At 41.5% G+C, this 16,578-nt stretch carries 12 protein-coding genes; 8 read left to right on the forward strand and 4 right to left on the reverse strand.

All coding sequences use genetic code 11. The features are described from left to right. The first annotated feature begins 2 nt into the window (after positions 1-2). The 5 genes from minE to ACSLUR_RS16120 all read left to right on the forward strand — a co-directional run bounded on the left by minE (position 3) and on the right by ACSLUR_RS16120 (position 8,432). Positions 3-263 (forward strand): cell division topological specificity factor MinE, encoded by a 261-nt coding sequence (gene minE, locus ACSLUR_RS16100; RefSeq protein WP_116001090.1) that lies wholly within the window; start codon positions 3-5, stop codon positions 261-263. 864 nt (positions 264-1,127) lie between these two features. Next, positions 1,128-3,803 carry a TonB-dependent receptor plug domain-containing protein gene (locus ACSLUR_RS16105; RefSeq protein ID WP_448556241.1) on the forward strand — a complete coding sequence of 892 codons (2,676 nt, stop codon included), beginning with the start codon at positions 1,128-1,130 and terminating at the stop codon, positions 3,801-3,803. Between the two features lie 372 nt (positions 3,804-4,175). Next, entirely contained in the window at positions 4,176-4,835 is a 660-nt protein-coding gene (locus tag ACSLUR_RS16110) for a cupredoxin domain-containing protein (RefSeq protein WP_147302303.1), read from the forward strand. 84 nt (positions 4,836-4,919) lie between these two features. Then, positions 4,920-7,184: a bifunctional diguanylate cyclase/phosphodiesterase gene (locus ACSLUR_RS16115; RefSeq protein WP_448556244.1), complete on the forward strand. Its 2,265-nt coding sequence runs from the start codon at positions 4,920-4,922 to the stop codon at positions 7,182-7,184. Continuing rightward, positions 7,185-8,432, forward strand: coding sequence for a putative porin (locus ACSLUR_RS16120; RefSeq protein ID WP_448556246.1), 1,248 nt, complete (start codon positions 7,185-7,187; stop codon positions 8,430-8,432). It begins immediately after the preceding gene. 194 nt (positions 8,433-8,626) lie between these two features. Here the strand turns inward: ACSLUR_RS16120 and ACSLUR_RS16125 are convergent, their stop codons facing one another. Both ACSLUR_RS16125 and trhP read right to left on the reverse strand, forming a co-directional pair. Next, a complete protein-coding gene (locus ACSLUR_RS16125) occupies positions 8,627-8,878 on the reverse strand; it encodes a YfhL family 4Fe-4S dicluster ferredoxin (protein WP_116017426.1) in 252 nt (83 codons plus the stop codon). Positions 8,879-8,900: 22 nt separating this feature from the next. Further along, positions 8,901-10,274 (reverse strand): prephenate-dependent tRNA uridine(34) hydroxylase TrhP, encoded by a 1,374-nt coding sequence (trhP, locus tag ACSLUR_RS16130; protein ID WP_448556248.1) that lies wholly within the window; start codon positions 10,272-10,274, stop codon positions 8,901-8,903. 256 nt (positions 10,275-10,530) lie between these two features. Between trhP and ACSLUR_RS16135 the strand changes: the two genes are divergently transcribed. Beyond that, positions 10,531-11,373, forward strand: a complete 843-nt coding sequence (locus tag ACSLUR_RS16135; protein WP_448556250.1) for an HDOD domain-containing protein — start codon at positions 10,531-10,533, stop codon at positions 11,371-11,373. A gap of 123 nt (positions 11,374-11,496) precedes the next feature. On the opposite strand, the gene rdgC is transcribed toward ACSLUR_RS16135, so the two are convergent. Both rdgC and ACSLUR_RS16145 read right to left on the reverse strand, forming a co-directional pair. Next, positions 11,497-12,426: a recombination-associated protein RdgC gene (gene rdgC, locus ACSLUR_RS16140; RefSeq protein ID WP_116017432.1), complete on the reverse strand. Its 930-nt coding sequence runs from the start codon at positions 12,424-12,426 to the stop codon at positions 11,497-11,499. A 95-nt stretch (positions 12,427-12,521) separates the two neighbouring features. Continuing rightward, a complete protein-coding gene (locus ACSLUR_RS16145; protein ID WP_448556253.1) occupies positions 12,522-14,273 on the reverse strand; it encodes a sensor histidine kinase in 1,752 nt (583 codons plus the stop codon). 295 nt (positions 14,274-14,568) lie between these two features. Here ACSLUR_RS16145 and ACSLUR_RS16150 point away from each other — a divergent pair, with 295 nt between their 5' ends. Both ACSLUR_RS16150 and phoB read left to right on the forward strand, forming a co-directional pair. Further along, on the forward strand, positions 14,569-15,492 hold the full coding sequence (locus ACSLUR_RS16150; RefSeq protein ID WP_116017436.1) for a porin: 924 nt from the start codon (positions 14,569-14,571) through the stop codon (positions 15,490-15,492). Between the two features lie 387 nt (positions 15,493-15,879). After that, positions 15,880-16,575: a phosphate regulon transcriptional regulator PhoB gene (gene phoB / locus ACSLUR_RS16155; RefSeq protein WP_116017438.1), complete on the forward strand. Its 696-nt coding sequence runs from the start codon at positions 15,880-15,882 to the stop codon at positions 16,573-16,575. Positions 16,576-16,578 lie beyond the last annotated feature (3 nt).

Here is a 16,578-nt window from a genome sequence, read left to right on the forward strand (position 1 = left end):
TGATGGCTTTATTAGATTATTTTCGTTCGTCAAAGAAAACTTCAGCGTCGCTAGCCAAAGAGCGCTTGCAAATCATTGTTGCCCATGAGCGAAATGCCCGCTCTGGCCCTGATTATTTGCCGCAAATGAAGCGTGACATCATTGAAGTTATCAGTAAATATGTGCCAAGCATCAACTCTGATCAAGTGTCTGTTCAGCTGGAACAAAAAGACGATGATCTAGCAGTACTGGAACTCAACGTTACATTGCCTGAAAAAAACTAGCCTAGTTTTAAAGCGTTGCCTTACTTTGCCTTGCTTTGCGGTGCATGGAAGCGCTTTATCAGTGCTAGCTTATTCAGCTTAAATTGGCGTTGTTGGTAGATATTTATTTGAACCAATAACGCCTGCTCTTGATTGCTTTACTCTCTTAAACTATCGATTGCTGTAGGACTTGCTGCCGCAAATATTAAAGAGTCACCAATATTCAAAAACTGTGTGGCAATATCCCCTCTTTTTATTCACTCGCTTTATGACGTTCACTAACCGATGTGCTAAAGCCAGAGAAACTATCTATTAAAAGCGAATAAATATTGCCTCCTAAATGGCAACTGCTATCGCTCCAACCAAAGCTTTAAATCTGTCGAAGCTATAAGGGCTATTTATACTCTTAAATTCATGTGAATTATTTAGAGTGGCGATTTAAAAAGCTTTTAAATTCTCTTCTACAGGTCAAGCTAGCTCTAGCTTTGTGTTTATAGATAAAAATAATGAATTTTCACAATAAGTACGGGTGATATTTGGCGTACTTGAGTGTTAATGGTTGCTTGTTATTTAACCAGTGTTTTAATCGTGATCAGCAAGACACCCAGACTCACCTATCCTTTATTACTCAAGGGGTTGATGAATAAATAAACACCATGATGTTTATCTTGTACAAAAAATGACACATTTGGATTTGAGAATTGGCATGATAAAAATAGAATAAATACTTCAAAAATATTGCGTATCTATCTGTTTTTTAAGAAAGTTGCAGTTTGAACAATCTAGCGCACGTGTCTATATTTTAACTAGCTGTGCGTTTTCAATTATAAATATGACAAAACAAGACGCCATGGCTAATTATAACAACAACATTCAGGTGTCTACATGGAACTAAAAACTAAAATAAGCGCTATTAGTGCAATAGTGGCTGCAACCCTATTGCCGACCCAAATAGTTTACGCTCAACAAGAAACTAGTGCCGATGAACAAGAAGTTGAACTTATTCTTGTTACCGGTAGTTTTGTCCGTCGCAGTGAAAACTTCGAATCACCTTCTCCTTTGGCTGTTGTCGACAGTGTTGCAATTGATGCGCTAGGGGCGAAAAACATCAGTGATATCACACAAACCTTAACGATTAATACGGGGGCAGAAAACAACCCTGATGCTTTTACGCAAAACGCAACAGCAGGTACATCGAATATTAACCTAAGGGGGCTTGGTGTAGCGTCAACACTCGTATTGCTTAACAACAAACGGCAAGTAGTTACAGCGCAGCCCAACAATGGCGGTGTGAATTTTGTTGATACCAGCTCACTTGTTCCTATGATTGCTATTGGTCGTATGGAGATCGTAAAAGATGGTGCTTCCGCACTTTATGGCTCTGATGCGGTTGCTGGTGTAGTGAACTTCATTACCAAAAATGACTACGAGGGCGTTAAAGTAACGGCCGAATATCAAGACGGTAAGTACGGTGACAACAAAGAATACGTAATTCAAGGCTTATGGGGAACGGTAGGTGATGACAGCAGTTTGATGGCAGCAGTAAGCTATACTAACCGCTCACCGATGTTTCTGACTGATCGCAGGCTAAGCCGGATTGAGGATGACATCAGTGCGCTAGGTAACCCTGGTTCGTTCTTCCTTGGCGCGACGCCATTTATTGATCCAACAGGCTGTTCTGAATTTGGCGGCTTCCCGCAATTATTAGCTCCTTCAGGTACTGTTCCTGGACTAGATATTGGTTTTTGTGGGTTTGACTTCGTAAGAACCTATTCATACGTAGCGGATGAATCGCGTGTATCTTCTTACTTTAAGGCCACTAAAGAGTTTTCTGATGACATCAAATGGACAACCGAGGTCAGTTATGCGCGCAACAGAGCCGAGCGTGGTGGCTCTCCATCGTTCCCTATACTAACTTTCCCAACGGTACCAGCAGATCACCCTAGTAACGTCTTTGGGGCCCCAGTATCATTCTTTGGCCGAGCTATTGGCTTTGGTGCTCCTGGCGACCCTGCCAACACTGAATCTGACACAGCACGCTTTAGCACGACATTGACGGGTGAGTTAGAAGATGGTTTTTGGGAGTTGAGTTATACGGCAGCGCGTAATGACTTTTTGTTCACGGTTAACGACACGTTAGCGCAGGAGTTTCAAAATGCGTTAAATGGTTTTGGTGGGCAAGGTTGTGACCCATTTACTGGTAGTGCAGGTGTAGGTCCTTGTGAATACTTCAACCCGTTTGCAACTTCTTATACTGTGTTGCCTAATTCGCAAAACGTTATTGATTCGTTTACTGCACAACAGCAAATTGACTCTGAATCGAACCTTGAAGTTGCTGAAGCATTAATTTCAACTGATTTATTTGAAATGGATGCCGGTGCGGCAGGTATCGCGTTTGGTATTCAGTACCGCTATCAAGATCTAACGCAAGATTACGACGCTTTATCTAACCAGGATAGATTCTCATTTGTTATTGGTAACCCTGATGTAAAAGGTGATCAAGATACTTGGGCTGCATTTGCTGAAGTGGCATTACCGCTTACTGAAGATTTAGACGTGCAACTTGCTGTTCGTTATGAAGACTATGGCGGAAGCACAGGTGATACGGTTGACCCGAAAGTTGCGGCTTCATGGCGAGTTAATGAAAGCTTCTCGTTACGTGGTTCATATTCGACATCTTTCCGTGCGCCTTCTATTTTCCAACGTGATGGTGGTGCAACTTCATTAAACCAAATGGTTGATCCACTTACTGGTGCGACGGCTTTCGCTGCGGCTCGAGCAAGTGGTAATGAAGACTTGAAGCCGGAAGAGTCTACAGCATATAACCTTGGTTTCTCTCTAGAGCCTGTTGATGATTTCTCAATAGAAATTGATTACTGGAATTTTGAGTTCGAGGATTTAATTATCCAAGAAAACTTCCAAGCGATATTAAATGCAGACCCGCAAGATACAAGCCGCGTTATTAGGGCGGGTGATCCTCTAAATGGTCCGCTACTGCAGGTTAATACCACCTACGTGAATGCTACATCGTTAGAAACTGCAGGTTTAGATTTAGTCAGTAGCTACCGCATTGACACTGATTTTGGTCAGCTAACCCCTAGTCTTCATGCTACCTATATTCTTGACTATGACCTAGATGACCCACAAGCTGGTCGTATTGATGGCGTAGGTTTTAGGAACTTCGGCAATATCGGCGTATCAACGCCTGAGCTGAGAATGAACTTTGGCTTGAACTGGGCGGTTGAGAATCATTCGGCTAACTTATTTGTCCGTTACATTGATAGTTACGATGACGATCAAAACTGTGCTGACGGCAGTGCACTGGCTGACGGTTGTCCAGATGGTTTTAGAGAGATTGATAGTCACGTAACTGTTGATTTTCAATATAACGTAAACCTTGGCGCCATGTTCGATACCGAAAACAGCTACGTGTTAACACTAGGCGGTACGAATATTACTGATCAAGATCCACCGCAAGTATTTACCAACTCTGGTTTTGACTCAAAAGTGCACGACCCACGAGGTCGCCAGTTGTATGCACGAGTGGCAATAGAGTTTTAGTGTAACCAATGTTAAAACAAAATCTCGGGCGATAGCTTGAAAATAAAAAATAAAAGGGAGCAATTGCTCCCTTTTATTTTTTAGACTTCTCTTGAATAAGGTTTCATAAATGTTAATAACATTTAAATACAGTTCCCAATTTAATTGCCCTGTAAGCTGGTCTGATAAGTGTTAGTGTATTCAAAACTTTAGTTAATTGATTAAATTTTAGAAGTTTTTTCTTGATTATCCGCTCATATTACATCTAAGGTTTAACTGCTAGCGACCAAATTAGCTGTTATAGTGCTGACATTAGCTCACCTTTTTCTGTTGAGCATAATCGGTAGCATTAACTATTCTCCGTAGTCGCTAATTAACATAGTGGAATTTGAATTGAATAGATTATTTATATTTTTTGCCTGCGCATTGAGTTCAGCACCTTTGTGGGCAAACAATTTCAATGTACAAGTGTTGAATAAAAGTGGTCAACCGCAACAAGATATTGTTGTTTTTGTTACGCCAACAAACGGGATTGAAGGCTTAGCAGCTAATACCGAGCAGTTGATTGTCGACCAGAAAGGAAAAAAGTTTGCACCGTATTTAAGCGTGATGCAAAAAGGGCAAACTATCCAGTTTAGTAATCGCGATGATATTACCCACCATATTTACTCTGTTTCGGGTGAAAACCGCTTTGAGTTCAAATTAAAAGCGGGCAAAAGCAAAAATACTGAAGCTATGCAGGCGACAGAAGAAATCGCTATGGGGTGTAATATCCACGATTGGATGAGTGGCTATGCTCTAGTGGTTGACACCCCTTATTTCGGAAAAACAAACGGCCAAGGAATTGTTAGCTTTGTGCTGGCTAACCTAGGTGAATACCAAGTTTCTGTTTGGCATCCTCAGCTAGACAATGACAATCGACAGCAAAGCAGTATCACCGTGATTAATGAAAGTACCTTAAGTAATACTTATCAAGTGCGATTAGCTGATAAACTTTTGCCAATCCCATTGCAAGAGAACCAAGAAGAGTTTGACTTTTTAGAAGAGTACTAAGCACGTATGTCTTTTTTTAAAATCCGTAGCATTCAGAGCAAAATTTTAAGTCTCTTTCTATTTTTGCTCTTGGTTGTTCAACTGGTGTCTTTTTTTTCTACCTTTCAAGCTAGTAAACAGCTTGAGGACATCCAATTAACAAATCGTCTTAGCAATGCAAAAGATGTTTTTGAAACCCAGTTTACCAATCGTAGCTATTATTTATCAGCGTTCGCTGAAACAGCCGCGAAGGACTACGGTCTTAAATCAGTCCTGCAAGAAGATAACAAAAGCTTTTTAGTTGCGCTTAACAATCATCGAAAACGCATTAATAGTGATCTTGCGATGGCGATTGATAATGATGGATTAGTGTTTGCGCAACTTGTTACCCTTAAAACGCCTGAAGGCAAAACACGTGTTGTTGTTGGTAAAGGGCAAGGTGCGTATTTTGGCCAAAAGCGAGAATTATTTGCCGAGGCCAATACCCAGCTAATCAAGCTAAACGATAGATTGTATCAGTTAAGCTTAGCACCGATTAAAAGTGGTAGCCGCGATATCGGTTGGATTGGTTTTGGTTATTTGATTGATGAAGACCTTGCCTTAGATTTAGCTAACCTTACTGATGTTAATATTGCGTTTGTGCTCAATGACGGGGAAAGCTCAGAGCTGATTGCAGCCAACCAATACAAGCGTTTGAGCGATGGCATAGTTAGCATCGACAATATTCTTAAAAACGACGATGGCGCTTATGTCCACGAAGAGGTGCTAGTAGGGCAGTTAGTTGATTCCAATATTAATGCTGTGCTTTATAAGTCAAAAGCAGACTTGTTAGCAAGTATCGGTGTTGAATGGTTGCGTTTAGCACTGCTTATTGCACTGACAGTTGCTCTTTCAGTCATTGGCGCTGTAGCAATTGCACGTGGCTTAACCCAACCGATTACGCAGCTTGTAAGCCAAGTGAAATTAATATCACAAGGAAATTACGACAAAAGCGTTGCGGTTGATGGTAGTAAAGAACTTAAAGAGCTCTCTGATGAATTTAACCATATGACTGAGGCCATTGTTTCTCGTGAGCAAACGATAAGCTTCCAAGCATTCCATGATTCACTTTCACACTTACCAAACCGCAACTCACTCATCAAGGCTTTAGCTAAGCGTAAACAAGCTCAGCAAGATTTTATTGTTATCCAACTTTGCTATTTAGGCGCTGAAGATATTACTGACACACTGGGCTATCAAGTCGGTGACGATGTCATTAATGAAGTCGCCGAGCGCATTGTAAAAACCAAGTTAGGGCTTTCGTGCTTCCATCTTGGCGGTGAAAATTTTGTATTATTAGCTGATATGCAAGAAGTGGAGCCCCTGATTGAACAATTGCTTCAACAATTAACTATTCGGTGCCAATACGAGAACATAAGCTTGCATTTACAGTTTGCGGTTGGTATCGCGATTTCTTCACTGCACAATGGCGGCGATGAAACTGAATTACTGCAAAAGTCTAACGTTGCTTTGCAACATGCCAAAAAGAATAAGCAAGCCTATCAAGTCTACGATCCGCAGTTCGACCAACACGCTGTTGAACGCTTATTCCTAACCAATAGTTTAAAACAAGCGATTGAGCAGGATGAACTAACGCTATTCTATCAACCAAAGCTTAGGCTTTCAGACATGACAATAAGCCATGTTGAAGCTTTGGTTCGCTGGCAGCATCCAGAGAAAGGGCTTATTCCGCCGGACGCTTTTATTAGCATTGCTGAGAAAACTGGGCAAATGGATGCGTTAACACGATGGGTTACCAGCGCGGCAGTAAGTCAGTATGTTAGCTGGCAAAAAATGGGTTTTGATATCAATATCGCGATCAATATTTCTGCTGCTAATATCATGGACAAGTCTTACCCTGATTATGTTATCAGTCTCAAAGAGCAACACCAGCTATGTGACAACGCAATTACCTTGGAAGTAACTGAGGAGGCTGTGGTTGAAGACGCACAAAAAGCAACAGAGATCCTTTGTTACTTACGTGAACATGGCTTTAAGCTATCAATAGATGACTACGGTACAGGTTACTCATCACTGGCACAGCTAAAACATTTGCCTGTTCATGAATTAAAGATCGATCGGTCATTTGTTCAACACCTTTCAACTGATGAAAGTGATAAGATAATAGTACGGTCAACTTTAGAACTTGCACATAATATGGGGCTTTCTGTGGTGGCTGAAGGCATTGAAGACGAAACAGCCTTGCTGTGGTTAAAAGCGCAAGGGTGCCAATTAGCACAGGGATATTTCATCAGTAAACCATTACCCGCTGACGTATTTGAGCAATGGATTGAGAATACCCCATACCATATAAGCAGAACGAAAAATTAAATGCACCAATCGCTTTTTAAGGTTTTAGCATTTTCAGGACTAATGCTAAGTGGCACAGCTGTGGCAGCTGATGCCTCCATAAAAGGACTTGTCGATTTACGATTTTACAATGTTAACAGTAGCGCAGATGGAAATAGCTACTTAAAAGGCGATTATGGAAAGTTCCGTTTTGATGACGGTGCAGGTGTTGCTATTGGTCAGCTAGGGCTTCAATACCACGTCGATTGGGAAAATAACGTTTCTTTGACCTTGGTCGGTAACGGCTTTGCTGATCGAGGAAACAACGCTATTGGCTTTACCGAAGGTTACATATCATATAAAGGTGTACCTAGTGAAAAAGGTTGGCGTTGGCAATCTAAATTAGGCATATTTTATCCACAGATCAGTATGGAAAACATTGCTACTGCTTGGTCTACTCCTTACACCCTTACCTCTAGTACGATTAACAACTGGATTGGTGAAGAGCTCAGAAGTACTGGCGGACAACTAACGCTTGAGAAGCTAGGCAAATTTACAGACTCCGCACATTCATTTGGTGCAACCGTTTCTTTGTTCCAAAATAATGACCCAGCAGGCGCTATGTTAGCTTGGCATGGCTGGACAATTGGCAGTCGCCAAACATTGCTACACGAAAAACTCCGCATTCCCTATTTTCCTGCATTAAGTGGCGAATTAGATGAGCAAGCGCGCGACTCAGATCCATTTCGTGAATTGGATGATCGCTGGGGAGTCCATGTCGCCGCCTCATGGCGATATGATAGAGCGTTGCGAGTTAATATTGGCTACTACGATAACCATGCGCAAGAGGGTATTGTTAAACAAGGGCAATACACTTGGACAACCGAGTTTAGTCATATCGGGGTCAAGTACCGCTTAGCCAAGCAATGGGAATTGATTGGGCAGTATATGCAAGGTAGCACCTATATGACATCACCAACGTTTGAAGATGTCGTTAATAATGATTACGACAGTGGCTTTTTGATGCTTCGTCATTTTTGGTCAAACCATCATCTTGCACTGCGATTAGAACACTTTAACGTTGATGATCTTGATGATACGCAAGGCGACAACAACAACGAAAATGGTAACGCTATTTCTATTGCTTACCGCTACCGTTTGAACAAAAAGAGCTTTATGCTGGCAGAATACAATTGGATTGACTCTGATCGCCAAGCCCGAGCTTATCTCGAACAACCAATTGAATTAATTGAGCGCCAATTCCAGATAGGTTACCGCTACTACTTCTAGTAGCGGTAAATAGAGGTCTTTTACGCTGATTTGACGTCGAGCTGATACAATATCAATTTCAATAACCACTTGAACATTCTGGCTTGTTAAAGCGCTTATAAATTGCGTTGTTATTTTTGAAATTAGAGCGACTAGTTACTAAAAATAACGCCTTATTTATAAACCTTTTTCCTACGCCATAATTGTTCAACTCGTTAATTCAATTGATATAGAAGCTCAAACTTTTTCACCAAGGTTTCCTCGGTTTCTTCATGCTCTGGGTCTGGCACGACACAGTCAATAGGGCATACTTTGACACACGTTGGTTCATCGTAATGCCCTAAACACTCAGTACAGCGGGCAGGGTCGATTTCGTAGACTTCTTCACCTAATGCGATCGCCTGGTTTGGGCACTCAGGCTCACACATATCACAGTTAATACAACTCGCTAAAATCTTCAGTGCCATTGTGAGGTGCTCCTGTCAGTAGCTATGCAGATTGACCGGCTGCTTGATTTTGCGAAAACGGATGACGAGTTGTCTCACCATTGTCCAGGTTTCGCATTAATATGCCGAAATCAAGTTTCATCTCGGTATCGAGCGAAATGTTGACGATATGGCCTGAACCTTTGGCATCACGAATAACTTCACCTTTGCGTGACTCCATGTGTGTTAAAGTGAAGGTCTGACAGCCATTTGGCGTCATTAACTCAAGTTCGTCACCGACCAAGAACTTATTCTTCACTTCAATTTCAATTAAGCCATTGTCTTCGTTGCGGCCAAGCACTTCACCAACAAACTGTTGGGTGTCACTTTTTGAATAACCATAGTCATAGTTTTGTGTTTCAGTGTGCTTGTGGCGCTGTAAGAAGCCTGCGGTGTAACCGCGATGTGCTAAGTGCTCAAGCTCGCCGTTAAGTTGCTGGTCAAATGATTGGCCTGCCATAGCGTCTAATATCGCTTGATTGTAAACACGTGCAGTACGCGCACAGTAATAGAATGACTTTGTACGACCTTCAATTTTTAACGAGTGCACGCCCATTTTCACCAGTCGCTCTACATGTTCTACAGCACGTAGATCTTTCGAGTTCATAATGTAAGTGCCATGCTCATCTTCAAACGCAGGCATGTACTCATCCGGCTTATGTTGCTCTTGAATTAGTACTACATCATCAAAGCCTTTACCCGCTTGCGGATCAAACTCTACAGGTGCACTGGCAATGACATCACCTGTTTCAGTTTGTGTTGCCGAATGAACGTTGTAGTTCCAGCGACAAGCATTGGTGCAGGTACCTTGGTTTGGATCGCGTTTGTTCATGTAGCCTGATAATAAACAGCGGCCTGAGTAAGCCATGCAAAGTGCACCGTGTACGAAAACTTCAATTTCCATTTCTGGGCAACGCATACGAATCTCTTCAATTTCATCAAGCGATAACTCTCTCGATAAAATGACGCGATCTATGCCTTGCTGCTGCCAGAACTTCACTGTTGCCCAGTTTACTGCATTCGCTTGCACTGATAAGTGCAATGGCATATCGGGGAATGCTTCTTTGGTCATCATGATAAGACCAGGATCAGACATAATCATCGCATCGGGTTGCATTTCGATGACAGGCTTAAGGTCTTTAATAAAAGTTTTCAATTTACTGTTATGAGGTGCTATGTTGTTGACCACATAAAACTTTTTACCCAGCTGATGGGCTTCTTGAATACCTTGTGCTAAGTTTTGGTGATTAAATTCGTTGTTTCTTACGCGTAAAGAATATCTAGGTTGGCCTGCATATACAGCATCCGCACCGTATGCAAAGGCATAACGCATGTTTTTAAGGCTTCCTGCCGGTGATAACAGTTCTGGCTTAAACATATAACAACTTCTATAAATTATGGGAACGTAAAAGTTCGCACATTCTAGTGTCTGAAAAACAAACGGCAATTAAATATGTATATGTGAGTCACTTACTTGAGGAAAGTTTGATGTAAATCAAGTTTTGTGCGCTGGGTTAAGCTGTGACTATTTAATGTCTGTTTAGTGCTGAATAAATCCGTAAAAATTAACTCGTCGAAATAGTGATAACTGTGCTACTTTTTTAGATAAGCATATCAAAACATAAGGATAATTCATGTCTACGGAAAATGCTCTGTACACCATTTTAGTGGAAAAAATTAAGCATGATGCACTCGTTTTACCTACCTTACCTGAGATTGCACTAAAAGTGCGTGAAGCGGCTGATGATCCTGACATTAATTTAAATCGCATGAGCGATATCATCTCTCAAGACCCTGCATTATCACTTGGTATGCTTAAGGTCGCTAACAGCGCACTAATGGGGCGTTCAGTTAAAGTTGAAACGGTCAACCAAGCGGTTACTCGAATTGGCTTAAGAGAGATCAAAAGTATTGCGACCGCCATGGCAATAGAGCAAGTTTTCGTATCTGAAAATGAAATTGTTGCTATGCATATGAAAAGCTCATGGCAAAAAACTATAGATGTCACGTCTGTGGCCATCGCCTTAATGACTTTTTATCTAAAAGACAACAAACATACGTCACTTGGGCTAGATACCTTAGCGCTTGGCGCACTGGTGCATAATATTGGGGTTTTACCGATATTGACCGAGGCGGAAAAGCACCCTGATGTTTTTGCCAATCCAACGTTCTTGCAGCAGGCGATAGTTAAGCTGGGTAGCAAAATAGGGGCGGCTGTAACTCAAGCTTGGGGTTTTTCTGAAGAGTTTAGTGAACTAGTGGAAAGTTGGAGTGATTTAACGGTATTGCCAACAGAAGTACATTATTTGGACTTTATACGTGCTGGCGCTGTGTATCACGGAATTTTCAAAAATGAGTCTACTCAAGAAGCTTTACTGAGAAGCTATGTAGGGAAAGGCATTATGCCGGATGAAGGCTTTATGAAAACTGAAGAGTTTATCGAAATGTACGAAAGTGCCCGCTCAATGTTTATATAGCGCTGATTTCTACTCTAGTTAAAAGACGATCAAAAAAGCCGCAGATGCGGCTTTTTTAGTCGGACAATCCATTAAGCGCAGCCATTGGGGATACGCTAGTTTTATTAACTTAAATTAATGATATTACTTATCTTCGTCATCAAGATAGTCAGTCGTTTTCAACGAGAATTCTGCTAACAAATCGGTGATGAAACGATTTATTTCACCAGACATTAACGCAAAATCGGCATCAAGGCGTGCAACGATATCGTCTTTATCAATGTCGTCGTTTTGTTCATGCAGTACATCAAAGAACTTCAAGCGTTTCACAGCCAAGTCATCACAAAGAATACATGACATCGCTTCATCCCACTCTAGGGCAACTTTTACCGCATATTTTTCCGCATCAATATGCGTTTTGATTTCATCGCTGGTCAGGTCTTGGTTTTTAACGCGAACAACCGCTCCGTCATCACCCAATGCATTGAATTCAGCTTCCATACCAAGTTGGAAGTTTTCCCCTAAGCTGCGCTCGGTGATCCAATCTGTCATGACTTCATCTGGCGCTTGGTCAGGGCTAAAGCTAGTGACTGGCAGCGTACCTAGTACTTTTCGAAGCAGGGCAAGAAAGTCTTCGGCTTTGCCGCGAGAGCTTGAGTTAACTACGATAATGTTGTGCTGTGGCGAAACATAACCGTGTGTGTCGCTGTAACGGCTAAAAGCGCGAGGCAGTAACTCAAAGGTGATGTCTTCCTTAAATTGTTCTTTTTCTTTTTTCGTTGCACTTCGCCCTTGTTCTTCTTCAAGCTTGGCGCAGCGCTCTTCAAGCATTTCTTTAATGACAGGTGCAGGCAGAATCTTTTCTTCTTTACGTGCACACATTAAAAAATTGCCGTTTGCGCCATGTACTAGCGTGTTGCCATGCTTACCCAGTGCATTTACCCAACCAAAGTGAGATTGCTCTGTCGATGCACATGGTGTGTACGGGTGCTCCGCTAAATGCTGTTCTAGTTCTTGTTCGCTCCATTTAAATGGGCGCGTAAAAGCGAAGAAGTAAAGGTTTTTAAACCACATCAAAGCTATCCTTTTAGGGTAAATATGAAAACGGCCGAGATCATACCGTAATTAAATACGTGAATCACGCAGTTCGAATGGTCGTTTTAGGTGAATTATTTCATATTGTTAAATTCAATATGGAAAGCTAACCCTTGGTCAGGCTCACTTTCAGCACGAATTACACCATTTAACGTGTCAGTGACTAGGCTATGGACTATATGAGTGCCAAGACCTGTGCCGCCTTCACTTGATTTAGTGGTGTAAAACGGTTCAAACAAATAGGGCAGGGCTTCTGGTTTTACGCCATGGCCATTGTCACGGTAGTCAATATAAATGCGCTCCTGCTGGTAGCTAATATCTATTTGAATTTCGCCGCGGTTTAAGCCGTCAAAGCCGTGAATGATTGAGTTGATAATTAAATTCGTGAATATTTGCGAAATTGCACCGGCATGGACATGAACATCTATATTACCTGGGCAGTTTACTTTCACGCGGTGGGTCGTTTTCTTGAGCTTAGGGTGCAGCGATTGGATTACTTCATCAACATACTGGGCCATATTTATTGGGCGAATTTTATCGCTGGTTTGGTCAACAGCGACTTGTTTATAGCTGGCAATTAAATCAGAGGCACGGCTCAGGTTATTGAGCAATAAATTGATACTTTGCTCGGCATTTAATAAAAAGTCGTCCATGCTGCGCTTGGTGATCACTTGTTCATCAACATCACGCTTTAATTTGTTGAGCAGGTCTGACAAATAACTAGTCGAAGTAATACTCACCCCGATAGGCGTATTTATTTCGTGTGAAACTTCTGCCGATAGATTACCAAGTACAGCCATTTTTTCTGCGTCAAGTAATCGCGCCTGCGCTTTATTTAGCTCAATAATGGAATCTTTTAGGTCGCGGTTGGTTTGCGTTAAGGTTAGCTCTGTTTTTTTACGGCGTTGGTTTTCTTCGGTTAGCTGCTCTTGTTGTTTTAGTAACTCTCTTTGCTGCATCTCCATGCGCAGCATACTGGTACTCAAAGATGAGGTTTTTTTCGCAACTTCTTGTTCCAACAGCAGGTTCTGTTCATCTAACTGTTGGTTGGCGTTCAATAAATCGGTCTGTGCTAGCGCAAGCTTTTCTTTAAATTGTACTAATTCGTCAATCAAGTTGTTGTACGCATCTTCCAGTATATTTAACTCGTTCCTTTCAAAGTTCGCAGAGTGAAATTTTGACGCTTCAGGGTCGTCAAGGTCTAGCCGGTTAAGCTGCTCAGTTAAGCCGCTAAGTGGCACAGTGAGGAGCTTGTTAAAGGCAAGGCTAAATAGGATCACTAGCGCCGCGGTTTTTACCATGGCGTTGCCTATTAAAAAGTAAATACCTACTTCAATACGATTAAAAATAACCTCGTTACTCGATAATAAGGTTACAGAGCCAACTGTAGTGGTGCGGCCAGAAAACTCGAAAACTAACGGAAACGTGTGGCCGAATGAGCGACCCGCGAGCGTTCCCATATCAAGATGCCGCTCAGCGTTTATATCGATGAGGGTGTTATCAAAGTCTTGCCCGTTAAGCGCTTGTGTCTCACCTAGTTCGGTGATTATTTGGTTATTTTCGTCGGTTACCTTAATCCCTTTGATCATGGGAATAGCGACTAAGCCTTCTGCAATATCAATAGCTTGCTGTGTATTTAACTCCCATACCGCACGCGTTAAACTACCGCTGAATGTTTTTTCAAGCGTTAATAATTCGCTGTTAATGTGGCTTTTGGCGTTGTAATACTCCGCCGCAATCTGAACACAAGTAACGATAAGTGTGAGAACAAAGTATAACGACAGCACACGCGCCAATAGCTTACGTGATATACTGGTAACCTTCATTGAGTGCCTTTCGGGTTCTTATTCTTAGTATTTGATTCTAGCCACTTTACGTTAAGTTAACAGCCTTTTTTCACGTGTTCGGTTTCTGAATACATGTCTTCATCAATTTCAGAGATTGCGTGCAATAAAGGTAATTGTTCATTACAATCAGCGACTTGTAACAATATTGCAACGTAAAAGACTTTAAAAAGTCATAAAAGTTTCAAAAAAAGTACACACTGTAATAAAAGTGTCACATAGGATTGTCACAATGCGCGGCAATTGAAAACCGCCTATTGATTTAAAGGTAATGAGCATGAAATTTACAAAGCAAGCTATCGCTTTAGCGATTCTTTCTGCTTCTTCATTCGCAGCTTCTGCGGCTACTGTTGATGTATACGGTAAAGCTATTCTAACAGTGCAAAACTCTGACGAAGGCGAAGGTTCTTTCACTGAAGTTAAAAGCCATAACTCTCGCATTGGTTTAAAAGGTAGCCACGAGTTACGCCATGGTTTAGAAGTTGTTTACAAGGCTGAGTTCAAAGTTGATATGGACGGTGATAGCGATGACAACATTAGTTCTCGTAATCAATACGTTGGCCTTAAAGGTGGTTTCGGTGAAGTATTGTTAGGTAAAAACGATACGGCATTGAAAAAAGCTCAAGGTAAAGTAGATTTATTCAGCGACCTTGATGGTGATATTAAGCAAATTTGGAAAGGTGAAAACCGTCTTGCTGATACCATCACTTACAAGTCGCCAAAATTTGCCAACTTCAAATTAGCACTAACATACATTGCTGAAGACAGCCTTGATGCGGAAGACGGTATTTCTGCTTCATTAGCATACGGTGATGCAGGCCTTAAGAAGTCAAAATTCTACGCAGCAGTTGCTGTTGACTCAGAAGTTAATGGTTACGACGTAGCGCGTATTGTTGCTTCAACTAAAGTGGCTGGTGTTACTTTAGGTGCTATTGCTCAAACTCAAGAGAAAGTTGATAGCGACGTTGAAACAGACGGCTTCATGGTTTCTGCTAAATACAGCGTTATGAAGAACTTAGACCTTAAAGCACAAGTTCAAACTGCTGACACTGATGGCGGTGACGACAAGTCTGGCTTCACAGTTGGTGCTGACTACAAGTTAGCGAAAAGCACAAAAGTATTCGGTTACTTCACATCATTTGATATGGATAGCCAAGCAGACGAAGATTACTTAGCAGTTGGTGTAGAGTACAAATTCTAAACTGCGTTGTTAGTTTGAAATAAGAAAAGCCGCCCTGTGCGGCTTTTTTATTGCAATTTTTATTGAGTAAGTCATTTAGTAAATCATTTAATAAATTGCTTAATCAGTCATATGTATTAGCTAACGGCCTTGTGAATTTTGATATTACGCGACGATTGCAGTTATTGCTTGTAGTGTAATAAAAGTGTAATCAAAGTTTATCACAATGGACTTATTAACTAGAGCTAGTCACAGTATTTCTGTAATAATAGTGGGAACGTAGAGTCGAGTTAATTATTGCTTTAATGACTGAATCAATAATTACCATTGTTCAATTCCTATTATTGATAACCCATTCAGTGATGTGGCGAGCTAATTATTGATTAAGTTATTTCAGGTACATTTTGAATGAACAGACAAATCTTAGTGGTTGAGGATGAAGCCCCTATCAGGGAAATGATAACTTTTGTATTAGAGCAAAATGGCTTTAATGCAGTAGAAGCGCAAGACATTGATCAAGCGATGGCTAAGGTAGTTGAACCGTATCCAGATTTGATTCTACTTGACTGGATGTTACCTGGTGGCACTGGTGTAAAGTTAGCTAAAACGTTGAAGCAAAACGAATACACGCGCAACATTCCGATTATCATGCTAACGGCGCGTGCCGATGAAGAAGACAAAGTAAAAGGCTTTGACGCGGGCGTTGATGATTACGTTACCAAACCGTTTTCACCCAAAGAGCTAATCGCTCGCATCAAAGCAGTTATTCGTCGCGTTTCGCCAACGGCGTTGGAAGAGGCGATTGAATTTCATGGCATGAAATTAGATCCGGTAGCTCATCGCGTTACTATCAATAATAGTGATCTTGATCTAGGTCCAACCGAATTTCGCTTGCTACACTTCTTTATGACTCATACAGAGCGCGTATATTCGCGTGAGCAATTGCTTGATAATGTTTGGGGAACGAATGTTTACGTGGAAGACCGAACCGTTGATGTTCATATTCGTCGCCTACGCAAAGCAATTTCTGGCCATGGTCATGAAGACTTTATTCAAACTGTGCGTGGAGCCGGCTATCGGTTTTCCGGAAAGATACTAAACTAGTTG

The sequence above is a fragment of the Thalassotalea montiporae genome (assembly GCF_053485855.1).